We start from the raw sequence: 24,021 nt of genomic DNA on the forward strand, positions 1-24,021 counted from the left end.
TAGCATTTTATTTTAATGTCCATTTTTAAAACTTAATTGTAGCTCCTAACAAGAAATTTATTCCTGCTTGAGGATAAAACCCTGTTCCGTCAATAGTAGTTTGCCCACCAGATTGATTAGGTACATCAAAACTGAAGAAAAAACCATTGTTTTCATAAGTTTCGTCAAAGATATTATTCACCTGCCCAGTTAAAATAATTGATTTAAATATAGAAAATCCACTAAAGACATATTGCACATTTAAATCATTAGTAAAATAACTATCTAATTTAGAGCTTTCAGCATCAATGTTTGCTAAATATTGTTCGCTTACAAATTTTGAAAAGAATGTAAAATTTAAATTGTCTGTTGGCTCATAGGTCAACGCATTACCAGCAACAAAATCTGGAGAGAATGAAATATTTGTTGTTCCTAAATTAACTAATTGCCCATCTCTTTGTGCCACAAAGTCTTTATTTTTATTTGTACTTAATGCTGCATTGGGTCTTATAGTAAATTTATCATTAACTCGAATTATTGCATCAACCTCTATACCTAACCTATAACTATTTCCACTGTTTTGACGAATAGGGAATCCTACTTGATCGAGTTCACCTGTTAGTACTAATTGATTAGTAAAATCTAAATAATATATGTTTGTATTTAATTTAAAGCGTCTCTTATTTAAACGCCATCCTAATTCAAAATCATTTAAACTTTCTGGTTCTGGATTTCCATTTTCAAAATCTACTCTTGCAGGCTCACGATTAGAACGCGCATACGAAAAATATAAACTATTATTATCGTTTGCTTTAAATGTAATCCCAGCTTTAGGGTTGAAAAATGTATAATTTTCATTTACATCCAGTGGAACACTTCCAAATAATAATCCATCTGCTTTATAATCTATATTTCTAATTTGTGCATCTGCATAAAATGAAAATTGATTGTCGATCTTGTAAGTTGCTTTAGCGTATAAATTAAAATCTTTTTTATCACTATTATTATCAAAAAATCGAGTAGGAAGTGTTGGTAATGGCGCAAGATCTGAGAATATAATTTCTCCAAATTGTTCACCATCATAGCGATTCCAGCCACCTCCAAAAATTGCGTTTAATCTATTCTTTTTGTAATTTATATTAAAAATTGTACCATAAAAATCACTATTTAAGTGTGATCGAGTCACTAAATCAGAGACTTCAATTGTTTGTCCTCCTGATTGAAATGAAGGTAATCTGTAAAATGCTAATGATGCTTCATCTATATATTGTTCAAAAAAACCTCTCCCATAAGTATAATGAAAAGATATATTTCCTGTCCAATTTGGATTAAATCTATGTGTAAGGTGTAGTTGATAATGATCTTGCTTATAGTTATCTGTTTGATCTTCATAAAACTGTTGGTTTCCATTACGATCAAAAAATAATCCTTCTGCATTGAAACGTCTGTCTGTAGTCAAAGTTGCAGCATCAACACCCGCAAATGATAAACCTGTAATCTCTTCTCCACCAAAAATTAAAGCTTTAATAAGTGTTTTATCATTTTTATAAACACCACTTAAAAAATAAGAGCTTAAATCTGAAAACGCTCTATCTATATATCCATCTGACTCTATTCTTGATAAGCGCCCAGAAAATGCAAAATGATCATTTAAAAGGCCAGTTCCTAACTTAACTGTATGTTTCCTAGTATTAAAACTCCCAAAAGAGTTTGCAATTTCAGCAAATGGTTTTTCAGAAAGATTATCGGTTAAAACATTAATACTAGCTCCAAAAGCTCCGGCTCCATTTGTAGATGTTCCTACCCCACGCTGCACTTGAATATTCTCTACAGAAGATGCAAAATCTTGAAGGTTTACCCAGAATACAGTTTGACTATCTGCATCGTTATAAGGAATTCCGTTAAGTGTGACATTGATTCTAGAATTATCGGCTCCACGAATACGGATATCAGTATACCCAATTCCTGTTCCATCAAATGTAGTAGATACAACAGATGGTAAAGAATTTAATAACACAGGTATGTCCTGCCCTAAATTTATTTTTTCTATTTGTTTTTTACCGATTTCTGAATAGGTAATCGGAGAATTTGTATTCACTCGAGATGACTTTACAATAACTTCTTCTAATTTCTCTACTTTGGTTGAGTCTTTCTGTGTTTTTTGTTGTTGTGCTCCAACACTCATTGATAATATTAAGAATGGTATAAAAAGAAATAAATTTTTCATCGCGATTAATAATTTAATCGAATAAAAAGAGGTAATTATTCTTTTAGTATTTTAAGCTTTTATTTTTTGTTTCCTAAACAGCATTATCTGTTCTAGGTTCAATGGGTGTGATCTCAGCCATTATTAATAGCACCCCTTTTGAGAACGCTGCAAAGATAGTTTAGATTTTTATTTAAAAATATGTTAACTCATTTTTAAATTATATTTATTCCAAATTCGGTTTCTTTCTATTTGCTTTTTTATCTGATTGGAATCGTTTATTTTTTATACGCTTTTTTATAATTGCTCTTGGTATTTTGGTAGGGAATCTTTTTTTTTGAATAATTAACCCTTGTCTTATAATTTCTAAAAAACGTTTTTTTACAAGTTCTTTATTTTTATGTTGACTACGAGATTCATCGCACTGTAAAATAAGTATATGTTCTTTTGTTAATCTTGTTTTTAAAGTTTTTAGTAATTGTTGTTTTTCTTCTTTAGAAAAGGCTAATGACTCAGATAAATTAAACTGTAGTTCTATTTTTGAAGATACTTTATTTACGTGCTGACCTCCGCTTCCTGAACTCCGAATAGCCTTAAATTTTAATTCTGATATTAATAATTCAGCATCCACATTAAGAGATTTGATGAGCAGGTTTTAATAAATCGTTTACTGTTTTTACAGGGTTAAAAGTAAGTAATGGTACTTCTACAAAAACAGTATTCCAATTTGCCATAGCTCCATTCCACAACCCGGGAAGTTCGAGAGCTTTTATATTCTTTCCTGTTTTTGTTTTCATCGTAATGAAAGCTGTTTTAGAATCTACAAATTTTGTTAAATCAAATGTTTTTCCTTTACAGTCTTTAATCCCACAAACAAGGTCTACTGGGTTAAAATGTGTTGCATTCTTAAAAATATTTTTTTGAAGTTTATTTTTTTTATCAACTTGAGCAGATTCTACAATCTGAAGCGAAGCTGTACCCATTTCGTCTTTTACCCAAAAAGGACCACCACCAGGTTCTCCTTCATTTTTAACCATTCCGCAAACACGTATAGGTCGATTCAGTTTTTCTTTTAAATACTCTACTTGATATTTAGCAGAATATTTTTCGAACTCTGAACTAATTGATACATTTAACTGATTTGATAAAAATTCTGCAATCTCTATAAGTTCACTTTCTGATACATCACTTTCCAATTGATTTAAAAACTGAAATGCTTTTGCTTGTATATCTAATAAAATTCCACCAAGTATCTTTTTATACCTAGCCACTTTATTTTTATATTTAGAAACTACTACATTATCTATATTTTTAATAAAAATAATGTCTGCATCTAAATCGTTTAAATTCTCTATTAAAGCGCCATGACCAGAAGGTCTAAATAACAATTTACCATTACTATCTCTAAAAAACTTATTATCTGATGTAACTGCTATAGTTTCTGTCACTTCTTTTTGATAAGAAAATGACACATCATACTCAGTGTTTGTGCGTTCTTCTACATCTTCCTCTATGTGTCTAAATTCTTCATCAAATTTATGTTTATATTTTTCAGAAATTGTAAAATGTAAGCTAGCTTTATTATTTGGAGATGCATATAATGCCGCTTCAAATAAATGCTCTTCAAACGCTGTACAAACTGTGTTTTTATATTTATGAAATGGTAATAATCCTTTAGGAGAAAAGCTATAATTTAACCGATCTTCTTTAAGTATTGTTCTTACAAATTCTAAACGACGTTGATCTTCTGATAAATCATTAAAATTATCTATTACTCTGTGTAATTTAAAAACTACTTCTTCAAAAAATGGCAATTTCTCTAATCCTACAAAGAACACAGATAACTCATTAGCTCTATGTTTATTTATATAAGAGTTTATGCTTTCTTTTTTAGAATCATAGCTTTCTAAGAATTCAAATAAAAATTTGAACATTCTTGTAGCTGCACCCGAAGCAGGAACAAATTTTACAACCTTTTTTTCTGAGCACTTACCATCAAATAAAGCTCTATAATATTCTTTTTCAGTTTCTTTTAAGCTTATAATACCATTATCAATAGTAGCAGCTTCTTTTAAGTTTATATATGGGACTCCTGTTCTGAAAAGTTCTATTTGAGATTCAACTTTTTTAACTGTTAACCCTTTACTTTCTATTTGTTGTATATCTTCTTTTGTAAACTTCAAGTCTTAAGTTTTATTAGGTCATTAATATGTTTTATAGCTTTTTTAAATCGCTCTTCTTTATTTCCTTTAAGTAAAATATATGGTTTATTATATTTTATAAGTGTAGATTCAAAAGCTTTAAACATTTGATCTCTTTCATTTGGTTTATCACGTAAATCGTCTACTTCCCAAGGCGTATCAATATAGGTTAAAAAATATAAATTGTAAGTATTTTCTATAGCATATTTGCTCAAGATTTTATCACATTTTTCAGTATAATATACTTCAGAATAAACTTTGGTTTCTAATAAGTTGGTATCACATATAAGTATTTTATTTGCATCTTGAACTAGTTTATTCTCTAATTTCATCTGACCAATAGCAATAGGCAGTAAATCTTTTGGTTCACAAATTTTTTGTTCTAAATTCCATTTATTTTGGAGGTATTCTCGTGCATATTCAGGTACCCAATTTGTATTGTAGTATTCTGCTAATTGTTTAGAAAGTGTTGTTTTACCAGTAGATTCTGGTCCAAACAATACAATTTTTAGGCAATTTGAAGGCTGCTGTTTAAGTTTTTCTTCCACGCTAAATATCCCATTATTGAAATAACAATAAATATAAGGTATAACAAACTACTTAATGTATAGCCTTTAATGAAATATAAGGGTACACTAATAATGTTTCCTACCAATAAATACAGCCAATTTTCGACTTTACGTTTAGCTAACATCCACATACCTCCAAAAAAGATCATAGTAGTTAAAGTATCAACATAAGCCGTCCAACTTGTCCATTTCTCAAAAAAGTTATAAATCATAACTACTCCTACTAAAGATATTAATCCTATTAATACTGCAATACTATGATCTTTTTTAGAAGCTTTTGAAATAGGTGTGTAACTTTCTGGCGATATTTTACGTGTCCATATATACCATCCATAAATACTCATTATAAAATAATAGCTTTGAATAATCATGTCTCCTAACAATGTCCATTGCCAAAGTAAATACACGAAAATCATGGTGCTAATAATACCTGTTGGATATACCCAAATACTATTCCGCCAAGAGCATAATGCTGAGGTTATTCCAAATAAAACAGCAATAGTTTCCATAACAATTTGATAAGTCTCATATTCTGCGTATTGACTAAAAAGAAAATCAAAAACTTGGTTCATAATTGCTACGATCGCTTTTAACAATTTTTAAATTTACGATCACATTATCCTGAGCATCAAATGCTATTTTAATCTCTTCTGTTAAAAATTGCATTAATGCATCATAATCTCCATAAATTTGAGTGCTCAACGGGTTTTCTATAACTGTAAATTCTGATAATCTCAACTTTTTTATAAATGTTTTGATATGATTTTCATAATCATTTTGAAGTGGCATTAAGGTTAATTCTACTGATATTTTCATCGAATAATTATTTATTCATTTCTGCTTTCACAGAAATCTTAATTTTTAATTTTTTATTTCATCAAAAAAGCTTTCATTATCTTCAAAAGCTGTTCCAATGACTACTAAATCTGCTCCTGATTTATATGCATTTTGTAATTGTGCTTTACTTTTTATACCACCTCCAACAATTAAAGGAATATTAAGTTCTTGTTTTACAAAATTAATGATTTCGCTTGTAATTGGAGAAGATGCTCCACTACCAGCTTCAAGGTATATAAGTTGCATTCCTAAAAGCTCTCCTGCTTTTACAGTATCAACAATGTTTTGAATATTAGTTCTCGATAAAGGCTTTGTTTTTGTAACACGCTCTACAGTGGTTTCTTTTCCATTTTCAATTAAAAGATAACCTGTTGGAATTATTTCTAAATTCGTTTTTCGTAATTTAGAAATAGAGTCAACATGTTTTCCTATTAAATAATCTGGATTTCTTCCTGAGATTAAAGATAAAAATAATAATGCATCTGCTTCATTTGTAATTTGAGTAACATCTCCTGGAAACAATACAATAGGAAGTGTTGTATGTTCTTTAATTTTTAAAACTAACTCTTCTGTTACATTATTATTTACTGTACTTCCTCCAACAAAAATATGAGTAGCCACAGATGTATTTACTTTTTTCAAAAAAGAAGCTACTCTTGATAACTCCATTTTATCTGGATCTATTAAAACAGCAAGTAATTTTACATTTTCAGAAATCGCATTTAATATGTTTTTATAAATCTGTGTCATTAAGATATTGCATAGGCGCAAGTAAAGCCTTCAAATTCAAAAAAGTAAATTTTATATCGATATTTCTTATTTTCATAATCTATCCAAGCAATAGTTTCTTCGTCATGAAGCATAAAAGGAATGACTAAAATATGATTTTTAAAACTTAGTCCTGGGGTAGCAAATAATTTATATAAAGCTTCTTTAGCTCCCCAAATTACAGTTAGTTTATTAATATACTCTTTCTCTTCAATTAAATAATTTGCTTCATAAGCAATAAATTTATGAGCAATTACTTTAATCTTTTCTCGTTGTTTTTCAATGTCAATCCCGATAGGCACATCACTAATAATAACTCCTGAAAATATAAATGAATGTGTTATAGAAATATACTTACCATCTCTTAAATGTGGTTTTCCATTTTCGTCGTAATATAAATCTGAATCACTATAACCAAAAGCTTTTAACAAATGTCGTATACTTAAAAACCCTCGTTGATGTAATTCACTCTTCATTTCTAAAACACGCTCTAAATGTTTAGGTTGTAATGTAACCCCTTGAAACAATTCGTTATATGATTCTGTAATCTTCCAGAGTTTAACAGTAGTTTGTGAATTAGGGTGTAAAGTTAAATGTAAGGGCATTTATATTTCTCGTACTTATTACGTAACTTTGCAGTCACAAATTTGACAAAAATACAGCCATAGGCTGCTTAACAATTTTGAGTAACGAAATTAAACTATTTTAAGGTGTAATCCCAAAGTTGTTAAGGTTTAAAAAACATTTAAAAATTAGTTATGAGTACAAAAACAGTTGACTATGTTCCTAATAAGGTAAAGGATATATCGCTAGCAGCTTGGGGAAGAAAAGAGATTGAACTAGCTGAAGCAGAAATGCCAGGATTAATGAGTTTACGTGAAGAATATAAAGATTCACAACCTCTTAAAGGTGCTCGTATTGCTGGGTGCTTACATATGACCATTCAAACCGCTGTATTAATTGAAACATTACAAGCTCTTGGTGCAGAAGTAACATGGAGTTCTTGTAATATATTTTCAACTCAAGATCAAGCTGCAGCAGCAATTGCTGAAGCTGGAACTGCTGTTTATGCATGGAAAGATATGACTGAAGAGGAATTTGATTGGTGTATTGAACAAACTTTATTTTTTGGAGAAGATCGCAAACCATTAAATATGATTTTGGATGACGGTGGTGATTTAACCAATATGGTGTTAGATAAATACCCTGAATTAACTGCTGGAATAAATGGTCTTTCTGAAGAAACTACAACAGGCGTTCATCGCTTGTACGAGCGTGTAAAAAACGGAACATTACCAATGCCAGCAATAAACGTAAACGATTCTGTTACTAAATCTAAATTTGATAACAAATACGGATGTAAAGAAAGTGCTGTAGATGCGATTCGTCGTGCTACAGATATTATGTTAGCTGGGAAACGTGTTACTGTTTGTGGTTATGGTGATGTAGGTAAAGGTACCGCAGCTTCTTTTAAAGGCGCTGGAAGTATAGTAACTGTGACTGAAATAGATCCTATTTGTGCATTACAAGCTGCAATGGATGGTTTTGAAGTTAAAAAACTAGAAACTGTTATTGGAAATACAGATATTGTAATAACTACTACAGGAAATAAAGATATCGTTCAAGGCAAGCACTTCGAAGCTTTAAAAGATAAAGCTATTGTATGTAACATTGGTCATTTTGATAATGAAATTGATATGGCTTGGTTAAATGATAATTACGGTCATACAAAAAACACTATCAAACCACAAGTAGATAAATATACTATTGATGGAAATGATATTATTATTCTTGCTGAAGGGCGTTTAGTAAATTTAGGTTGTGCAACTGGTCACCCAAGTTTTGTAATGAGTAATTCATTTACAAATCAAACGTTAGCGCAAATAGAGCTTTGGAACAACAAAGAAGCTTACGAAAATGAGGTATACATGTTACCTAAGCATCTTGATGAAAAAGTAGCAAAATTACATTTAGCTAAAATTGGTGTAGAGTTAACAGAATTACGTGAAGAACAAGCAAACTATATTGGTGTAACTGTTGATGGACCATATAAACCAGAACATTACAGATATTAATCTATTATTATTTTTAATATAAATAAATATTGAGATTAAATTATAAAAGAAAAACCCAAGCATAAATGCTTGGGTTTTTCTTTTTTTAAAGCTTTTAGGTGTTTACTTTAGAGTTTTATTTTTCAAAATAGCTAGTTAAATAATCGTCGATTACTTCTTTTAATACGTTAATATCTACATTCTCATTTCTAAATATTGTAATGTTTTCAGATACGCGATTACGCCCTACACTATCTCGAATTTCAATCATCCTTATATCATCAAAATCTTGTAAATAACTTTTAATTTCATTATCTAAAGTAATATCTGTAAGGTATATTTTAATGGTCTGCTCTCTTGGGGAATTTCTAATTTCTGTTCTAAAAGGAAGCATAAGTACAGTATTTTATATTAAACACTTCATGAGTGGAAATATAAAAATAACAAAAAAACCCTTTTAGTTTCCTAAAAGGGTTTCAATATTTTAAAGAAAGTTTAAGTTTCTAAGCTTCGAAAGGCTCTATAGAAACATAAGATTTATTATCCTTTTTCTTTGTAAATTTTACAAGTCCATCAACTTTAGCATGTAAAGTGTGATCTTTTCCTTGATATACATTCTCACCTGGGTGATGTGTATTACCACGTTGTCTTATAATAATGTTTCCAGCAATAGCAGCTTGACCACCAAAAATTTTAACGCCTAAACGTTTCGATTCTGACTCTCTACCATTTTTCGAACTTCCGACTCCTTTTTTATGTGCCATTTTATTTCGATTTTATGTGTTTATTATTAACTTAAAGCTACAATTAAATCGGCTTTCTTCATTGAAGAAATTCCTGTAATTCCTTTAGCTTTTGCTAAATCTTTCAATTCAGCAACAGTCATACTTTTTAAATCTTGAGTAGCTTCTGCTTTTTCTACAACTGGTTTTGCTTCAGTTTTAGGAGCAGTAACTTTTTTAGCTTTTGGTTCAGCTTTTGTTTTGGTAGCTTTTTTAGCTCCAGATGTTGTAATACTTTCTATTACAATTTCCGTTAAAGATTGACGGTGACCATTTTTCACTCTATAGCCTTTACGTCTTTTCTTTTTGAAAACAATAACTTTATCACCTTTAAGGTGCTTTAAGACTTTTGCTCCTACTTGAGCTCCGTCTATAGCTGGGGCGCCAACAGTTACTTTTCCACCATCTTCAAGAAGAAGTACATTATCGAAAGCTACTTTCTTTCCTTCTTCTGTTTGTAAACGATGAACAAATACTTTTTGATCTTTAACAACTTTAAATTGTTGCCCTGCTATCTCTACAATTGCGTACATAGCGTAACGTTTTTATTAATTAATTTTGTTCAAAAATGAGTGCAAATATACGGCTAATTAATTAATCCACAAATCTTTTTAAAACTATGCTTTAAAGTTTTTTCTTTTATTGGCTAGATAAATTCCTATTAAAATAACTATGGTCGCCAATCCTTGTAATACACTAAATGCTTCACCATCTATAACGCCCCACATTAGTGCTATAATAGGCATTAAATAAGTAACTGATGATGCAAAAACAGGAGTTTCTAATTGAACTAGTTTAGCAAATAACACTTTTGCTAACGCTGTTCCAAAAATAGAGAGAATAATTACATAACCTATAGAAGTCATAAATTCAGGATGTTCAAAAGTTACAAGTGAGAAAAACCCTGATACAAATAGCATAATTACTGCAGGAATAAATATAATCACATAATTTCCCATTGTTAAACTTATAGCATCTACATTTTGTAGATATCGTTTTATAATATTAACATTAGAAGCATACATTATTCCTGATAGCAAAACAAAACCTGCATAAAAATAATTTTGTTCTGGATTTAAATCTGCTCCTTTTAAAATTAATAAAGCAGTGCCAATAAACCCAATAATTACTCCTAAAACCTGACGCCTAGTAGAAGCAATTTTAAACACTGCTGCGCCTAACAAAACAGTATTTAAAGGAACTAATGAATTTAAAATAGAGGCTATAGCACTATCAATCTCAGTTTGAGCAATTGCAAATAAAAACACTGGGAAAAAAGAACCTAGCAATCCTGAAATAGCAATCCATTTCCATTCTGTTTTAGTAATCAATTTCATTCTCTTAAATCCAAATAAAAACAATACTAGACTTGTTATTATAATACGTATCGCGCCTAATTGAAGTGGTTTTAAGCCTATAAGTCCTTTTTTTATAAGTATAAACGAACTTCCCCAGATTAAGGCTAATAATATAAGGTAACCCCATTTTTTGTTAGTAGCATTCATTAAATCGTTTTAAGAATACAAAAATGAGGATTTTAAGGTTAAGAGTATATTAATCATTAAGTTTTTACAAATTATAATGATTTGTTATCTCACAATAATTTAGAGTAAATTATTCAATCTTCCTTCCATCGTATAGTTTCCATAATGTGTTTAATATCTTTTTTAAGATAATCTGCTGCTGGTAAAATAGAGTCGTAATTAGGCTTTGCATAAAAATACAACGAACCAGTAATGAAATGATTAAGGCTATCTGTCACATAAAACTGTGATTGTGATGCTGCATTACCTCCCACTTCATAAAACATACCATAAACCTTATGTTCATCACTTACAAAAGGCTGTTCAATAATTTCGTCTGCTTTAACCGTATGCGTTTGTGTAATATTTTGAGCATCTAATAAAAGGGAATTTAAATTAGAATTATAAATTTTTTTATAAGTCAGATAAATTGTTCCTTTTAAAGTAGGGTAAGTAACCTCTAAACCCAAAGAGTTTTGATTATTAGTAACTTTTATATTTTCTATATCTTTAGACAACTCATTTTTTTCAAAAGAAAAAGGGAGTTGAGTTTTAACTTTTAGATAGTTTGGGTTAGGATACTCTAACCTTAATAATGCTTTTGGTTTTGGTACAGGATCGTTCCCACAAGAAACGAATAGTATCACAGAAAGTAAAAACAACACGTTTCTCATTATTTTATATTTTGTTAATCGTAATTTTAATCTGTTTAATACGTTTTTTATCTAAAGCTTCTATAGTAAAAACGAAATTTTTAAAATTTATTTTACTATCTATTTTCGGGAAACTTTTTGAAATTTCCAAAACAAAACCTGCTATAGTTTCCGCTTCTCCTTTTTCAGATTCAAAAATAGTTTCATCTTCAAGTTTTATAATTCGATAAAAATCCTTTAATGTTGTTTTTCCTTCAAACACATAATTATTATTGTCTAATTTAGAATACATCAATCCATCATCATCAAACTCATCACTAATATCTCCTACTATTTCTTCAATTACATCTTCTAATGATACTAATCCTGAGGTTCCTCCATATTCATCAACTACAACAGCTAAATGAACTTTCTTTTCTTGAAATTCTACCATTAAATCGTCTAGCTTTTTATTCTCTGGAACAAAGATTGGAGTTCTTAATAAACTCACCCAATCAAATTGTTTTCTATCTAAATGCGGCAATAAATCTTTAACATATAAAATTCCAATAATAGTATCTATGCTATCTTTATATACTGGTATTCTTGAATATCCTTGTTTGGTAATTTCTGGAATAATCTCAGCATATTTTAAACTTTCGTCTAAAGCAAAAATATCTATACGAGGTCTCATCACTTGCTTAGTATCTGTATTCCCAAAAGATACAATCCCTTGTAAAATTTTATGCTCTTCTTTTGTTGTGTCTTCCTCACTAGTTAACTCTAAAGCTTGTGACAATTGATCAACACTCAAATTAGATTTTTGTTTCCCTAATTTATTCTGAATAGCAAGCGTAATGCTCTGCATCGGGACACTTATTGGCGAAAAGATAGTATCTAAGGCATTTAATGGATGTGCCATAAATTTTGAAAACTTTAAATTGTTTCTGCTGGCATAAATCTTTGGTAAAATTTCTCCAAAAAGTAATATCAAAAATGTGGCGACAATTACTTTTAAAAAAAACACCAGGTTAACTTCAATAATCCAAAATTTCACAACAGAATCTATATCTTTAAATAACACATCACTTATTCCAGCAAATAGAATAACAATAGCAATATTTATAAAATTGTTAGCTACTAAAATTGTAGCCAGTAATTTTTTAGGCTTTTTTAAAAGCTTTGTAATAATTTCGATAGGTTTCGATTTTTCTTGCGAAGTTTCATCAAGATCTATTTGGGTAAGAGAAAATAATGCAACTTCAGCTCCCGAAATTAGCGCAGAACAAATTAACAATACTACTAAAAGTACAAATCCAGATATAACAAAAGTATCCATTGCTAATGCTATTAGTAAACTTACGGGTTCAGGGTCCAAAGCATATGATATTAATTAAACAATTAAAATGGTAAATCATCATTATCATCTATCGGTGATGATTCGTTTATTGGGGTTTGATTTGCAATGGGTTGAGATGGCTGTGTTTGTGTTCCACTTGCAGCGCTTTCGTTTTTTGTAGTTAAGAATGTAAAATCTGAACATTGAATTTCTGTAGAATAGCGATCCATTCCTTTATCATCTTGCCACTTTCGTGTTTTTATACGCCCCTCAATGTACACACGATCTCCTTTACTTAAATATTTTTCACAAATTTCTGCAGCCTTATTTCTAACTACTATATTATGCCACTCAGTATTAGTAATACGCTCGTTAGATTGTTTATTTACATATGTTTCGTTTGTTGCTAACGGAAAACGCCCGATACATCCACCACCTTCAAAATGATGCATTTTCACTTCATCTCCTAAATGTCCAATAAGCATTACTTTATTTAATGTGCCAGCCATAATTATTTACATGTTTAAACCACAAAATTAGTGGTTTTTAATTCTCTTTAAAAATACTAAAAAATATAAAGCCTCCATAGACTTTAAAAATTAAATCCCTCTAAAAACTTACTTATTAATATAGGTACAGGAAATGTTTTAAGCTTTGAAATTTCAACTCCTCTTTCTGGAAGTTTTGATACTTTTATTATCCAAAATTTAGTGTATAAATGTTGATGTGACAGCTTATGAATAATAGTTTTTTTATTATATAAAGCAACTGTATATGATTTCTTATTTAAAAACTTAACAATAGTTTTATTTTTATTAAAATCTCTTTCTTTTAAATCTTCATTAGTTTCAACAAGTGGGAATTGATATAAATTTTGCCAAATACCTTTACCTATTCGCTGTTCTAAAATGGTTCGCTTATCTTCAGAAATGAAAACCAAAAAATTAAAATGCTTTTTTGTGACTTTCAGTTTTTTCAACTTTACAGGAAGTATCACTATTTTATTAAGTTCTCGAGCTGTGCATTTTTCGCATAAAGGGCAAACATTACAATTAGGGTTTTTAGGTTTGCATTGTCGCGAACCAAACTCCATTAAGCTTTGATTGTAATCTCCTATATTTTTTTTAGGTAAAAGCTTCTGTGCTAAATTTTTAAATTCTTTAACTCCTTCCGTTGAGTTAATAGGAGTTTCAATTCCAAAATAACGAGATAGTAAGCGATATACATTTCCATCTACCACAGCAGTAGATTCTTCAAAACAAATTGAAGCAATCGCACTTGCAGTATAATCACCTATTCCTTTTAGTTTTAAAAGCTCATTATAAGAAGTTGGAAAAACGCCATTAAACTCATTTGCAATGTGTTTTGCCGTATAATGTAAATTACGTGCTCTAGAATAATAGCCTAACCCTTGCCATAGTTTTAAAACTGTTTCTTCTTTAGCTTTAGCAAGGTCAAAAACACTTGGAAAATTTATAACAAAGCTATCATAATAAGGTAAACCTTGTTTAATTTGAGTTTGCTGTAAAATTATTTCGGACAGCCATATATGATATGGATTTTTAGTTTTCCTCCACGGAAGGTCTCTTTTATGTATTGAATACCAGTCTGTTAAAATTTTATGAAAGTTCATTTAAAGAAAATAGGAAGTAGCAAAAATAAACGTTTATTAGGTTAAATTTTAATGATTTAGGCTTGAAATATTGAATTTAAAATACATATATTTGCATCCCTAATAATTTTTAGTAATAATTAAAATAGCAAACAATGACAAAAGCTGATATAGTAGCGAAAATTTCAGATAAACTTGGAATTGAAAAAGGAGATGTTCAAGCAACTGTTGAAACATTTATGAATGAAGTAAAAACATCATTAGAAAGTGGTGATAATGTTTATCTAAGAGGTTTTGGTAGTTTTATCATTAAAACGAGAGCAGAAAAAACTGGTAGAAATATTTCAAAAAACACTACTATAAAAATTCCAGCTCACAATATTCCTGCATTTAAACCTGCAAAAGTTTTTGTAGAAAGTGTAAAAACTAACGTAGAAGTTAAATAAAAGCATTTAAACTAATATTAATTTAAAAAAGACAATTTTATGCCAAGTGGTAAAAAACGTAAAAGACACAAGGTAGCAACGCATAAGCGTAAAAAAAGAAGACGTGCTAATCGTCACAAAAAGAAATAGCATGAAAAAGTAGTTTTTAACTACTTTTTCAGTTTTTTAAAAGTTCTTTGATATCAAATTCATAATTAAATACACATCTACCTATGTGTAATTATGAATTTTACAGATTAAACCCTGTGAATCAAAATATGTATAATCCATCTGTACTTAATTGTATGGATAAAAATTAACTTTATGAATAAAGAATTGATTATTCGTTCTAGTTCTAATGACGTTGATTTTGCCTTATTAAAAGATGGAAAACTAATTGAATTACAAAAAGAAGGAGATGACAACAAATTTGCCGTTGGTGATGTGTTTTTAGCCAAAATACGGAAAGCTGTCCCTGGTCTTAATGCTGCATTTGTTAATGTAGGTTACGAGAAAGATGCATTTTTGCATTATCACGATTTAGGACCAAAACTTCCTACTCTTTTAAAATTCATTAAACGTGTAAGCACAGGTAAACTTAAAGATTATTCTTTAAAAGATTTCCCATTTGAAAAAGACATTGATAAGAATGGAAGCATCTCAGATGCTATAAAATCTAATCAATCGGTACTCGTACAAATTGTAAAAGAGCCAATATCTACCAAAGGACCCCGAATAAGCTCGGAATTATCCATTGCTGGTCGATATTTAGTTTTAGTTCCTTTTTCTGATCGTATTTCAATTTCTCAAAAAATTGAATCAAAAGAAGAAAAAGAGCGACTTAAAAGGCTTGTTAAGAGTATAACTCCAAAAGGTTTTGGAGTTATTGTACGTACTGTTGCCGAAGGCAAAAAAGTAGCTGAACTAGATAGAGATTTACAAAATCTCTATGATCGTTGGACAGTAATGTGCAAAAAGCTACAAAAAGCAAATCATCCCAGTAAAGTGTTAGGAGAAATGAATAAAGCCTCTTCTATTTTAAGAGACATTTTTAATGACACATTTACATCTATAATTGTAGATGATGAATCGCTTTACATTCAAATTAAAGATTACGTGCAAGAAATTGCACCAAAAAAAGAATCAATAGTTAAATTGTATCAGTCTAATGTTCCTGTTTTTGAAAAATTTGGAATAGAACGACAAATTAAAACATCCTTTGGACGTACTGTTTCTATGGCAAAAGGCGCTTATTTAGTAATTGAACATACTGAAGCCCTTCATGTTATAGATGTAAATAGTGGTAATCGCTCAAACAAAGCAAAAAGTCAAGAGGATACAGCTTTAGAAGTTAATATGATCGCTGCTTCAGAAATGGCTCGTCAATTACGTTTACGTGATATGGGTGGCATTATTGTAGTCGATTTTATCGATATGGGAAAAGCTGAAAATAGAAGAACGCTCTACAACCATCTTCGTGATGAAATGAAAGATGATCGAGCAAAACATAAAATATTACCCCCAAGTAAATTTGGGTTGATACAAATAACTAGACAACGAGTGAGACCAGAAATGAACATTAAAACCAGAGAGGAAAATCCTAATGGTGCAAATGGACAAGAAGTTGAAGCTCCTATTGGAATTGTGAGTAAAATTGCTCATGATTTAGAACAACTAGCAAAAAAAGACTATAAAAAGGTGACTTTAAACACACATCCTTTTATAGCAGCTTTTTTAACTAAAGGCTTTCCATCTATACGTTCAAAATGGTATTTTGAACATAAAAAATGGGTGAAAATATTACCAAGAGATGCTTACACATATCTAGAGTACAACTTTGTTGACAAAGATGGTACTGAAATTAAATTATAAAAAAAGCCTTATTCGTTATGAATAAGGCTTTTTTGTTGTCATTATAATTTTATTAAATTAAGGCGCTGGATTAGGAATTACAGCATGTACTTCATTAATTTTCTCTAAAATAGTATCACTAAGCGTCACATTAATACTATCAATATTCTCTTTAAGTTGCTCTAAATTTGTAGCTCCAATTATATTACTCGTCACAAAAGGTTGCTGGTTTACAAAGGCCAATGCCATTTGTGCTAAAGTCATTTCGTTACTTTCAGCAATTTCTAGATATAGTTTTGTAGCTTCTGTAGATTGCTCACTACTGTATCTCGCAAATCTTGGGAATAATTTTAAACGTGCATTATCTGCAGCCGTACCCTTCACGTATTTTCCAGACAGTACTCCAAATCCCATTGGAGAATAAGCTAACAACCCTATATTTTCACGTAAAGCAATTTCTGCCATATCACCTTCAAAAGGACGGTTTAATAATGAGTATGCATTTTGTATAGTGATTGGGCGTGGCAAATTATTGATTTTAGATTCTTCTAAATAACGCATAGTACCCCAAGCTTTTTCGTTAGATAATCCTATTTGCCTAACCTTTCCTTCCTTAATAACCTCACCTAAAGTATTAAGGATTTCATTAAAATTATCTTTCCATTGGTCGTCAGGATTATGCTTGTAATCTCTTACTCCAAAAGTGTTCGTCTGACGCTCTGGCCAGTGTAATTGATATAGATCTATATAATCTGTTTGTAATCGTTTTAATTCTTTATGTACAGCTTCTTTTATAGATTCTGGACTAAATCCAGTAGTACGAATATGTGCTGTATAATCTCCAGGTCCAGCAATTTTAGAGGCGATTATTACCTGATCTCTATTCGATCTCTTATGCAACCAACTACCAATAATCTCGCTCGTTCTTCCTTGTGATTCTGCATCTGCTGGTACAGGATATAATTCTGCGGTATCAATAAAATTAACACCTGCATCTAATGCGTAATCTAACTGTTGATGACCTTCGGCTTCTGTATTTTGATTTCCCCAAGTCATTGAACCTAAACATATTTTACTAACTTTTATATCAGTATTTGGCAGTATTGTATATTTCATGAAAAATTCGTTTTCATTCCTACTATAGCAGGAGTTTTTTAAATTGAAATTATTTTCTTTAATAAATTAATATAACTATTATATATCTCCTAATAGCTTAGAAATCTCATCCAATTTAGGCGTTAGGATCACTTCAATACGCCTGTTTTTGGCTTTCCCTTCTGCTGTATCATTGGTTGCAATTGGAGCAAATTCCCCTCGCCCCGCTGCTGTTAAATTTTCGGCATTAATATTACTGTTTTCTCTTAAAATATTTACTATTGCTGTTGCACGTTTTGTAGACAAATCCCAATTTCCTTTAATTTGCCCTGTCCCTCCATAAGGAACATTATCTGTATGCCCTTCAATTAAAACAGCAATTTCAGGATTATCTCCTAATACATTTCCTAATTGTTGTACTGCTTTTCTACCTTCTGTACCTACCGTCCAACTTCCAGAATTAAATAATAATTTGTTTTCTAGAGATACATATACTTTCCCATCACGTTGCTCTATTGTTAATCCCTTACCTTCAAAATCGGTTAATGCTCTTGAGATTGCATCTTTAAGGTTTGTTAACGCTGCATCTTTCGCTGCAATTACACTTTCTAATTCAGCAATACGTTGAGATCCATTTTCTAATTCTTTTTTTAATTTCTCTAACCGTCTATTTTCTGCTGCCAAAGCCTGTTCTTTAGCTTCTAATCGTGATAATAATTCTCTGTTCTTTTTAGAATTTTCAGCAATCGCAGAAGAACTATTTTCTTCTAAAGCTTTATAAGAAGCTTGTAAATTATCATAATTCGATTTGATCGCATTATAATCACTTTCTAATTTATTACGCTGTGCTAATGTTGTTTCGTAATCTTTTTTAAGTTGTTTTAATTCATTTTCAACAGCAGTTTTTGTGGTTAACAACGATTCGTTTTCGTCTGATAATTGTTTATTTTCTTTCTTTAAGTTTGAATATTTATTTTCTAAATCTTTATAAACTTTAGGAGAAACACAAGAAGTTACAACAATTAGTAACACAATTATAATTGAGGTTTTTTTTGTCATATTATTGATTTTGATGAATTTATTCTATTTCTATTAAAATTGGGCAATGGTCACTATGGACTGCATCAGAGAGTATAACGGCTCTTTTTAATTTTTCTTGTAACGGTTGTGATGCCATTGCATAATCTAACCTCCAACCTTTATTATTAGCTCTAGCATTAGCACGGTAACTCCACCAACTATATTGCTGTAAATCTTTATTTAAATATCTAAACGAATCTATAAATCCACTATTTATAAATTCTCCAAGCCATTTGCGTTCTTCAGGTAAAAACCCTGAGACACCTTTCATTTTAGGGTTGTGAATATCAATCTCTTCGTGGCAGATATTATAATCTCCACATACAATAAGATTTGGAATGCTATTTCTAAGTGATATTAAATATTTTAAGATCTCATCCATATAGTTAAACTTAAATTCAAGCCTCTCCATATTTGTTCCTGAAGGTAAATACATACTCATTACAGAAACATTATCAAAATCAGCACGAATATTACGTCCTTCAAAATCCATAGATTCTATCCCCGTACCATATTCGATATGGTTTGGCTCTGTTTTACTTAAAATCGCTACACCGCTATATCCTTTTTTTTGAGCACTAAACCAATAGTTATATTTATAACCTGCTTCGTTAAAAATATCAAGATCTAATTGTTCTTTTTGGGCTTTAATCTCCTGTAAGCAAATGACATCTGGATTTGCACTCTTAAGCCAATCTATAAATCTTTTATTAAGTGCTGCGCGAATTCCGTTTACATTATAAGAAATAATCTTCATTCGTTATTTATATGTATTTAATAAGATCTCCATCTTATTTGGGTTAACTTAGTTTTAGCTAAAATAAATAATACCCTACTTTTACGCCATTAATTTATATCAGATTTAACTAAAACTATTAACAAAATAATTTGCATTATTTTTAGTTAATCATACAGAATGAGATTAACCACCACTCTACTCTTTTTTTGCTTTAGTTTTTGTGCGTTTGCACAGAACAAATCTTCTAATTTTAAAACAAAAAAAGTAGCAGTTAGAGATTCTATTCGTATTGATAGTGTGAGTATTAATAGCACTTCATTTTCTATGAAAAATAAAAATGGGGTAATTATCGATTCTTCATTTTATAAAATTGACTTTTCTAAAGCTTTATTAACATTTAAAAAATCAATTCAGACAGATACAATTATTATAGAATATCTGCGTTTTCCAAATTTTTTAACTAAAACCTACAAGCAACTAGATAGTAATATTATTGTTAAAAATACAGGTAATCTAAATAAGCTTTATAAGTTATCACAATCTAATACAACACGAACATTCATTCCTTTTGATGGTTTAACTGCTTCTGGAAGCATTTCTCGTGGTGTTACTATAGGTTCCAATCAAAATTCAGTATTAAATAGTGAATTAGATCTTCAAATTACTGGAAAATTAAACGATAAAGTTTCTTTAAGAGCCTCTATACAAGATGCAAATATCCCTTTACAAGAAAGTGGGTTTTCACAACGATTGGATGAATTTGATCAAGTTTTTATCGAGTTGTTTAGTAAGAACTGGAACATTCGTGCTGGAGATATCGATCTTCAAAATACCAATTCTATTTTTGGGAATTTCTCTAAACGTGTACAAGGCCTAAATATTAATGCTAATATAAATCACGAAAATTCTAAAACTAATTTATTTGCTGCTGGAGCTTTAGTGAGGGGACAATTTAGCAGAAGTCAGTTTACCGCCCAAGAAGGCAATCAAGGGCCTTATAAATTACAAGGGCCTAATGGAGAATTGTTTGTACTTATTGTATCCGGTAGTGAAACCGTATATGTAAATGGAATTATTGTTGAACGTGGTGAAAACAAAGATTACATCATTAATTATAATGCCGGTGAAATTATTTTTAACTCTACATTTCCAATAACTTCTGAAATGAGAATCACTGTAGATTATCAATTTAGCGATCGTAATTTTTCTCGTTTTATAGCTTATGGTGGTGGTAATCACGAAAGTGAAAAAGTAAAAATTGGAGTTTCTGTATATAGTGAGAGTGATGCAAGAAATCAACCATTACAACAAAATCTATCTGAAGAACAAGTACAGATCTTATCAAATGCTGGTGATGACAGACGTCTTATGGTTGCACCTTCTGCAGCTCCTGAAGCTTTTAATGAAAATCGAATTTTATATCGAAAAGATATTATCGGTACTCAAGAAATATTTGTGTTTTCGAATAATCCTGATGATGAACTTTTTGATGTTCGATTTACACTTGTAGGGCCTAATCAAGGAGATTATATATTAATTAACAGCAATGCTATTTCTAATATTTTTGAATATGTCTCCCCTGTTAATGGTATTTCGCAAGGTAATTATGCTCCTATAATTCAACTTATCGCCCCTGTTAAATTACAAATTGCTATTGTAAACGGGAGTTATACTCCCACTGAAAAAACAAATATTAACTTTGAAGTAGCCGGAAGTATAAATGATCTAAATCTCTTTTCTGATTTAGATGATGAAAATAATAATGGGTTCGCAGGTAATTTTGAGGTTAATCAAGCGATTATCAAAAATGATAGTCTTTGGAATTTAAACACTTTTGTAACTGGTAATCTTATAGAGCAAAATTTTCAAACTATTGAACAGCTTTATAATGCTGAATTTAATCGTGATTGGAATATTGAAAATCCTTTAGGTGATCAACAATTACTAAATACAGGCTTCAATTTAAATCACTCCAAAAAAGGAAGTATTACTTATCAATTTCAACATTTAAATTATTCTCGAAATTTTAATGGTAACAGGCATTTGTTTAATGCTAATTTAGGTTTAAACAGGTTTCACATTATTTCTTACTCAAGCTTTTTAAATACTAGATCAGATAACAATACTTCAACCTTTTTAAGGTCGTATAATCGATTAGTTTATAATTTTAACAAAGCATGGGTAGGCGCTAAAGTTGCTTTAGAAGATAATGAACAACGAAATACGATTACCGATTCTTTAACACCCTTAAGTCAAAAATTTACTTCTTATGATGTTTTTGCTGGTATTGGAGATAGCACTAAAGTTTTCATGAAAATTGGTTATAAAAATAGAGTTAATGACAGTATTAGAGGTAATATACTTCAAAAAGTAAACACATCAAATACTTATTATTTAGGGGCTAAAATCTTTCAGAATAATTTAACCAATTTATCACTTTATATAAATTATCGATCATTAAAAAATGAAAACGATACTATTCCAAATGAACAATCTTTAAATTCAAGATTACAATACAGTCAAAAGCTATTTAAACGTTTAATACAGTGGAATACTGTTTTTGAAACTAACTCTGGAACTTTACCTCGTCAAGAATTCACTTTTGTGGAAGTAGAGCCTGGACAAGGTGTATATCAATTTATTGATTTTAATAATAATGGTATCAGGGAATTAGATGAATTTGAAATTGCACAATTTCAAGATCAAGCAAATTTTATCCGTGTATTTTTACCTAATCAAGTGTTTATACAAACACATCAAAACAGATTAAGTCAAACATTAACATTTAATCCTCAGGAATGGGTTACTTCAGAAAATAAAACAAAAAAATTCTGGTCTCATTTTTATAACCAAACATCCTATTTAATAGATCGAAGAATTGAACGAAATGGAAACAATTTTAACTTAAATCCTTTTGAAAATGATGCAGAAAACCAATTAGGCTTACAATTAAATATACGAAATGTATTGTTTTTTAATCGCGGTAAACAAAGTTATACAACATCTTATACATTTTTGTCCAATGAATCCCGTAATTCTTTATCTAATGGATTTATTGAAAATAGCTTAACGAGTCATCAACTTAATTTTACTCATAAGTTTGCAACAAGTTGGTTATTTAATTTATCATCTAGTTTTGAAGTAAATGAGAATAATACTGAAAATTTTACAAATAGAAATTACCGTTTAGATCAAACACGTATTAGTCCAAGGTTATCATATTTATTAAATGATAATACTCGATTTAACGTATTTTATCAAAATACAGTTAAAGATAATACTATTGGAGATTTTGAAAGTTTAAATCAGCAAAATTATGGCGTGTCATTTTCGTTTTCAAATGCTCAAAAAGCTGCTATAAGTGGTGAATTTAATTTTTTCTCTAATAATTTTTCTGGTAACGCAAATACACCCGTTGGGTTTCAATTATTAGAAGGATTACAGCCTGGCAAAAATTTTACATGGAGTTTGTTAGCACAAAAAAAGCTAACAAAATTTTTAGATCTCAATCTCAATTATTTAGGCCGAAAAACAGAAACCAGTAGAACTATACATACAGGGAGCATACAATTAAAAGCTTATTTTTAAGTCTTTCTTTCTTAAATTTTTGGTACGAATTTTGATACAAATAATCCAACAAACAAAAAACGAATAGATATTTAAAGATACGGAAATGTTAAGTCCTTTATTAAATGGTTTTTCATATACTCCGTATCTTTTTTATTCATCAATCAACAAATCAACACTTATGAAAAAACAAGTACTCACCTTGTCTTTAATTTTTATTACTTTTTCTATTAATGCTCAAGATGCTTCTGTAGAAGATTCTTTTTATGGTATCCAAACTGGATTTCTAGGTATTTGGGTTCATAATGAAACTAAATTATCCAACAAGATAGCTTTAAGAACAGAGTTAGGCTTGGATGCTGGTTTTTTTTACAGCAGTGCTTTTAGTGACAATTTAGGTTTTTTATTAGCCCCTGTTATTACATTAGAGCCTAGATGGTATTATAATTTAGATAAACGGCAAAATAAATCTAAAAATATCAAAAACAATAGTGGTAATTTTTTAAGTTTAGATGTTAGCTATCACCCCGATTTATTCGTCATATCAAACAATGATAATGTAGGCGTAATTGATCAAGTTAGTGTTATTCCTAAATGGGGTATTAGGAGAAGTATAGGTAATCATTTTAATTACGAAACTGGAATAGGCGTTGGTTATAATTATATTTTTGGTGGATTTAATGAAGGAGAGGTAGCTGTTGATTTACACTTAAGAATTGGTTACAAATTTTAAAAACAAAAAAAGCCTTAGTGAATTCACTA

At 29.9% G+C, this 24,021-nt stretch carries 24 protein-coding genes and 1 riboswitch; of the genes, 5 read left to right on the forward strand and 19 right to left on the reverse strand.

Features of this window, described 5'->3' with window-relative positions:
- Window positions 1-25: 25 nt before the first annotated feature.
- The 8 genes from D1817_00460 to D1817_00495 all read right to left on the reverse strand — a co-directional run bounded on the left by D1817_00460 (window position 26) and on the right by D1817_00495 (window position 7,165).
- Window positions 26-2,206: a TonB-dependent receptor gene (locus D1817_00460; protein ID AXT18388.1), complete on the reverse strand. Its 2,181-nt coding sequence runs from the start codon at window positions 2,204-2,206 to the stop codon at window positions 26-28.
- 53 nt (window positions 2,207-2,259) lie between these two features.
- Window positions 2,260-2,353: riboswitch (TPP riboswitch) on the reverse strand.
- A 58-nt stretch (window positions 2,354-2,411) separates the two neighbouring features.
- The gene (locus tag D1817_00465) at window positions 2,412-2,816 is read right to left on the reverse strand and encodes an aminoacyl-tRNA hydrolase (GenBank protein ID AXT18389.1); all 405 of its coding nucleotides are present in this window, start codon (window positions 2,814-2,816) and stop codon (window positions 2,412-2,414) included.
- 1 nt (window position 2,817) lies between these two features.
- Complete coding sequence (locus tag D1817_00470) at window positions 2,818-4,368, reverse strand: DUF4301 family protein (protein AXT18390.1); 1,551 nt, start codon at window positions 4,366-4,368, stop codon at window positions 2,818-2,820.
- Window positions 4,365-4,934 (reverse strand): nicotinate-nucleotide adenylyltransferase, encoded by a 570-nt coding sequence (locus tag D1817_00475; GenBank protein ID AXT18391.1) that lies wholly within the window; start codon window positions 4,932-4,934, stop codon window positions 4,365-4,367. Before D1817_00475 ends, D1817_00470 begins: the two co-directional genes overlap by 4 nt.
- Complete coding sequence (locus tag D1817_00480; protein AXT18392.1) at window positions 4,895-5,527, reverse strand: nicotinamide riboside transporter PnuC; 633 nt, start codon at window positions 5,525-5,527, stop codon at window positions 4,895-4,897. Before D1817_00480 ends, D1817_00475 begins: the two co-directional genes overlap by 40 nt.
- Complete coding sequence (locus D1817_00485; protein AXT18393.1) at window positions 5,511-5,771, reverse strand: hypothetical protein; 261 nt, start codon at window positions 5,769-5,771, stop codon at window positions 5,511-5,513. Before D1817_00485 ends, D1817_00480 begins: the two co-directional genes overlap by 17 nt.
- Window positions 5,772-5,816: 45 nt before the next feature.
- Window positions 5,817-6,542, reverse strand: a complete 726-nt coding sequence (locus tag D1817_00490) for a geranylgeranylglyceryl/heptaprenylglyceryl phosphate synthase (protein ID AXT18394.1) — start codon at window positions 6,540-6,542, stop codon at window positions 5,817-5,819.
- Entirely contained in the window at window positions 6,542-7,165 is a 624-nt protein-coding gene (locus tag D1817_00495) for a 4-phosphopantetheinyl transferase family protein (protein AXT18395.1), read from the reverse strand. The genes D1817_00490 and D1817_00495 overlap by 1 nt, the downstream gene beginning before the upstream one ends.
- A gap of 153 nt (window positions 7,166-7,318) precedes the next feature.
- Between D1817_00495 and D1817_00500 the strand changes: the two genes are divergently transcribed.
- Window positions 7,319-8,635: an adenosylhomocysteinase gene (locus tag D1817_00500; GenBank protein ID AXT18396.1), complete on the forward strand. Its 1,317-nt coding sequence runs from the start codon at window positions 7,319-7,321 to the stop codon at window positions 8,633-8,635.
- Between the two features lie 115 nt (window positions 8,636-8,750).
- Here the strand turns inward: D1817_00500 and D1817_00505 are convergent, their stop codons facing one another.
- The 8 genes from D1817_00505 to mutY all read right to left on the reverse strand — a co-directional run bounded on the left by D1817_00505 (window position 8,751) and on the right by mutY (window position 14,523).
- The gene (locus tag D1817_00505) at window positions 8,751-9,008 is read right to left on the reverse strand and encodes a hypothetical protein (protein ID AXT18397.1); all 258 of its coding nucleotides are present in this window, start codon (window positions 9,006-9,008) and stop codon (window positions 8,751-8,753) included.
- Window positions 9,009-9,117: 109 nt separating this feature from the next.
- Window positions 9,118-9,378 (reverse strand): 50S ribosomal protein L27, encoded by a 261-nt coding sequence (locus D1817_00510; GenBank protein AXT18398.1) that lies wholly within the window; start codon window positions 9,376-9,378, stop codon window positions 9,118-9,120.
- 26 nt (window positions 9,379-9,404) lie between these two features.
- Window positions 9,405-9,929 (reverse strand): 50S ribosomal protein L21, encoded by a 525-nt coding sequence (rplU, locus tag D1817_00515; GenBank protein ID AXT18399.1) that lies wholly within the window; start codon window positions 9,927-9,929, stop codon window positions 9,405-9,407.
- An 84-nt stretch (window positions 9,930-10,013) separates the two neighbouring features.
- Window positions 10,014-10,901: a permease gene (locus D1817_00520; GenBank protein ID AXT18400.1), complete on the reverse strand. Its 888-nt coding sequence runs from the start codon at window positions 10,899-10,901 to the stop codon at window positions 10,014-10,016.
- A 113-nt stretch (window positions 10,902-11,014) separates the two neighbouring features.
- The gene (gene gldD, locus D1817_00525; GenBank protein AXT18401.1) at window positions 11,015-11,593 is read right to left on the reverse strand and encodes a gliding motility lipoprotein GldD; all 579 of its coding nucleotides are present in this window, start codon (window positions 11,591-11,593) and stop codon (window positions 11,015-11,017) included.
- 4 nt (window positions 11,594-11,597) lie between these two features.
- On the reverse strand, window positions 11,598-12,929 hold the full coding sequence (gldE, locus tag D1817_00530) for a gliding motility-associated protein GldE (protein AXT18402.1): 1,332 nt from the start codon (window positions 12,927-12,929) through the stop codon (window positions 11,598-11,600).
- 23 nt (window positions 12,930-12,952) lie between these two features.
- Window positions 12,953-13,399 (reverse strand): single-stranded DNA-binding protein, encoded by a 447-nt coding sequence (ssb, locus tag D1817_00535; GenBank protein AXT18403.1) that lies wholly within the window; start codon window positions 13,397-13,399, stop codon window positions 12,953-12,955.
- Between the two features lie 83 nt (window positions 13,400-13,482).
- Window positions 13,483-14,523 carry an A/G-specific adenine glycosylase gene (mutY, locus tag D1817_00540; GenBank protein ID AXT18404.1) on the reverse strand — a complete coding sequence of 347 codons (1,041 nt, stop codon included), beginning with the start codon at window positions 14,521-14,523 and terminating at the stop codon, window positions 13,483-13,485.
- 134 nt (window positions 14,524-14,657) lie between these two features.
- Here mutY and D1817_00545 point away from each other — a divergent pair, with 134 nt between their 5' ends.
- Window positions 14,658-14,948: an integration host factor subunit beta gene (locus tag D1817_00545; GenBank protein AXT18405.1), complete on the forward strand. Its 291-nt coding sequence runs from the start codon at window positions 14,658-14,660 to the stop codon at window positions 14,946-14,948.
- A 303-nt stretch (window positions 14,949-15,251) separates the two neighbouring features.
- Window positions 15,252-16,799: a ribonuclease E/G gene (locus D1817_00550; GenBank protein AXT18406.1), complete on the forward strand. Its 1,548-nt coding sequence runs from the start codon at window positions 15,252-15,254 to the stop codon at window positions 16,797-16,799.
- A gap of 57 nt (window positions 16,800-16,856) precedes the next feature.
- Here the strand turns inward: D1817_00550 and D1817_00555 are convergent, their stop codons facing one another.
- From D1817_00555 to xth, 3 genes are all read right to left on the reverse strand, one after another.
- Window positions 16,857-17,894 carry an aldo/keto reductase gene (locus D1817_00555; GenBank protein AXT18407.1) on the reverse strand — a complete coding sequence of 346 codons (1,038 nt, stop codon included), beginning with the start codon at window positions 17,892-17,894 and terminating at the stop codon, window positions 16,857-16,859.
- Between the two features lie 78 nt (window positions 17,895-17,972).
- Complete coding sequence (locus D1817_00560) at window positions 17,973-18,932, reverse strand: cell envelope biogenesis protein OmpA (protein ID AXT18408.1); 960 nt, start codon at window positions 18,930-18,932, stop codon at window positions 17,973-17,975.
- A gap of 19 nt (window positions 18,933-18,951) precedes the next feature.
- The gene (gene xth / locus D1817_00565; protein ID AXT18409.1) at window positions 18,952-19,710 is read right to left on the reverse strand and encodes an exodeoxyribonuclease III; all 759 of its coding nucleotides are present in this window, start codon (window positions 19,708-19,710) and stop codon (window positions 18,952-18,954) included.
- 159 nt (window positions 19,711-19,869) lie between these two features.
- Between xth and D1817_00570 the strand changes: the two genes are divergently transcribed.
- Window positions 19,870-23,280, forward strand: a complete 3,411-nt coding sequence (locus D1817_00570) for a hypothetical protein (protein AXT18410.1) — start codon at window positions 19,870-19,872, stop codon at window positions 23,278-23,280.
- Between the two features lie 160 nt (window positions 23,281-23,440).
- The gene (locus tag D1817_00575; GenBank protein AXT18411.1) at window positions 23,441-23,992 is read left to right on the forward strand and encodes a hypothetical protein; all 552 of its coding nucleotides are present in this window, start codon (window positions 23,441-23,443) and stop codon (window positions 23,990-23,992) included.
- Window positions 23,993-24,021 lie beyond the last annotated feature (29 nt).

The organism is Flavobacteriaceae bacterium (assembly GCA_003443635.1).
Taxonomy (GTDB): domain Bacteria; phylum Bacteroidota; class Bacteroidia; order Flavobacteriales; family Flavobacteriaceae; genus AU392.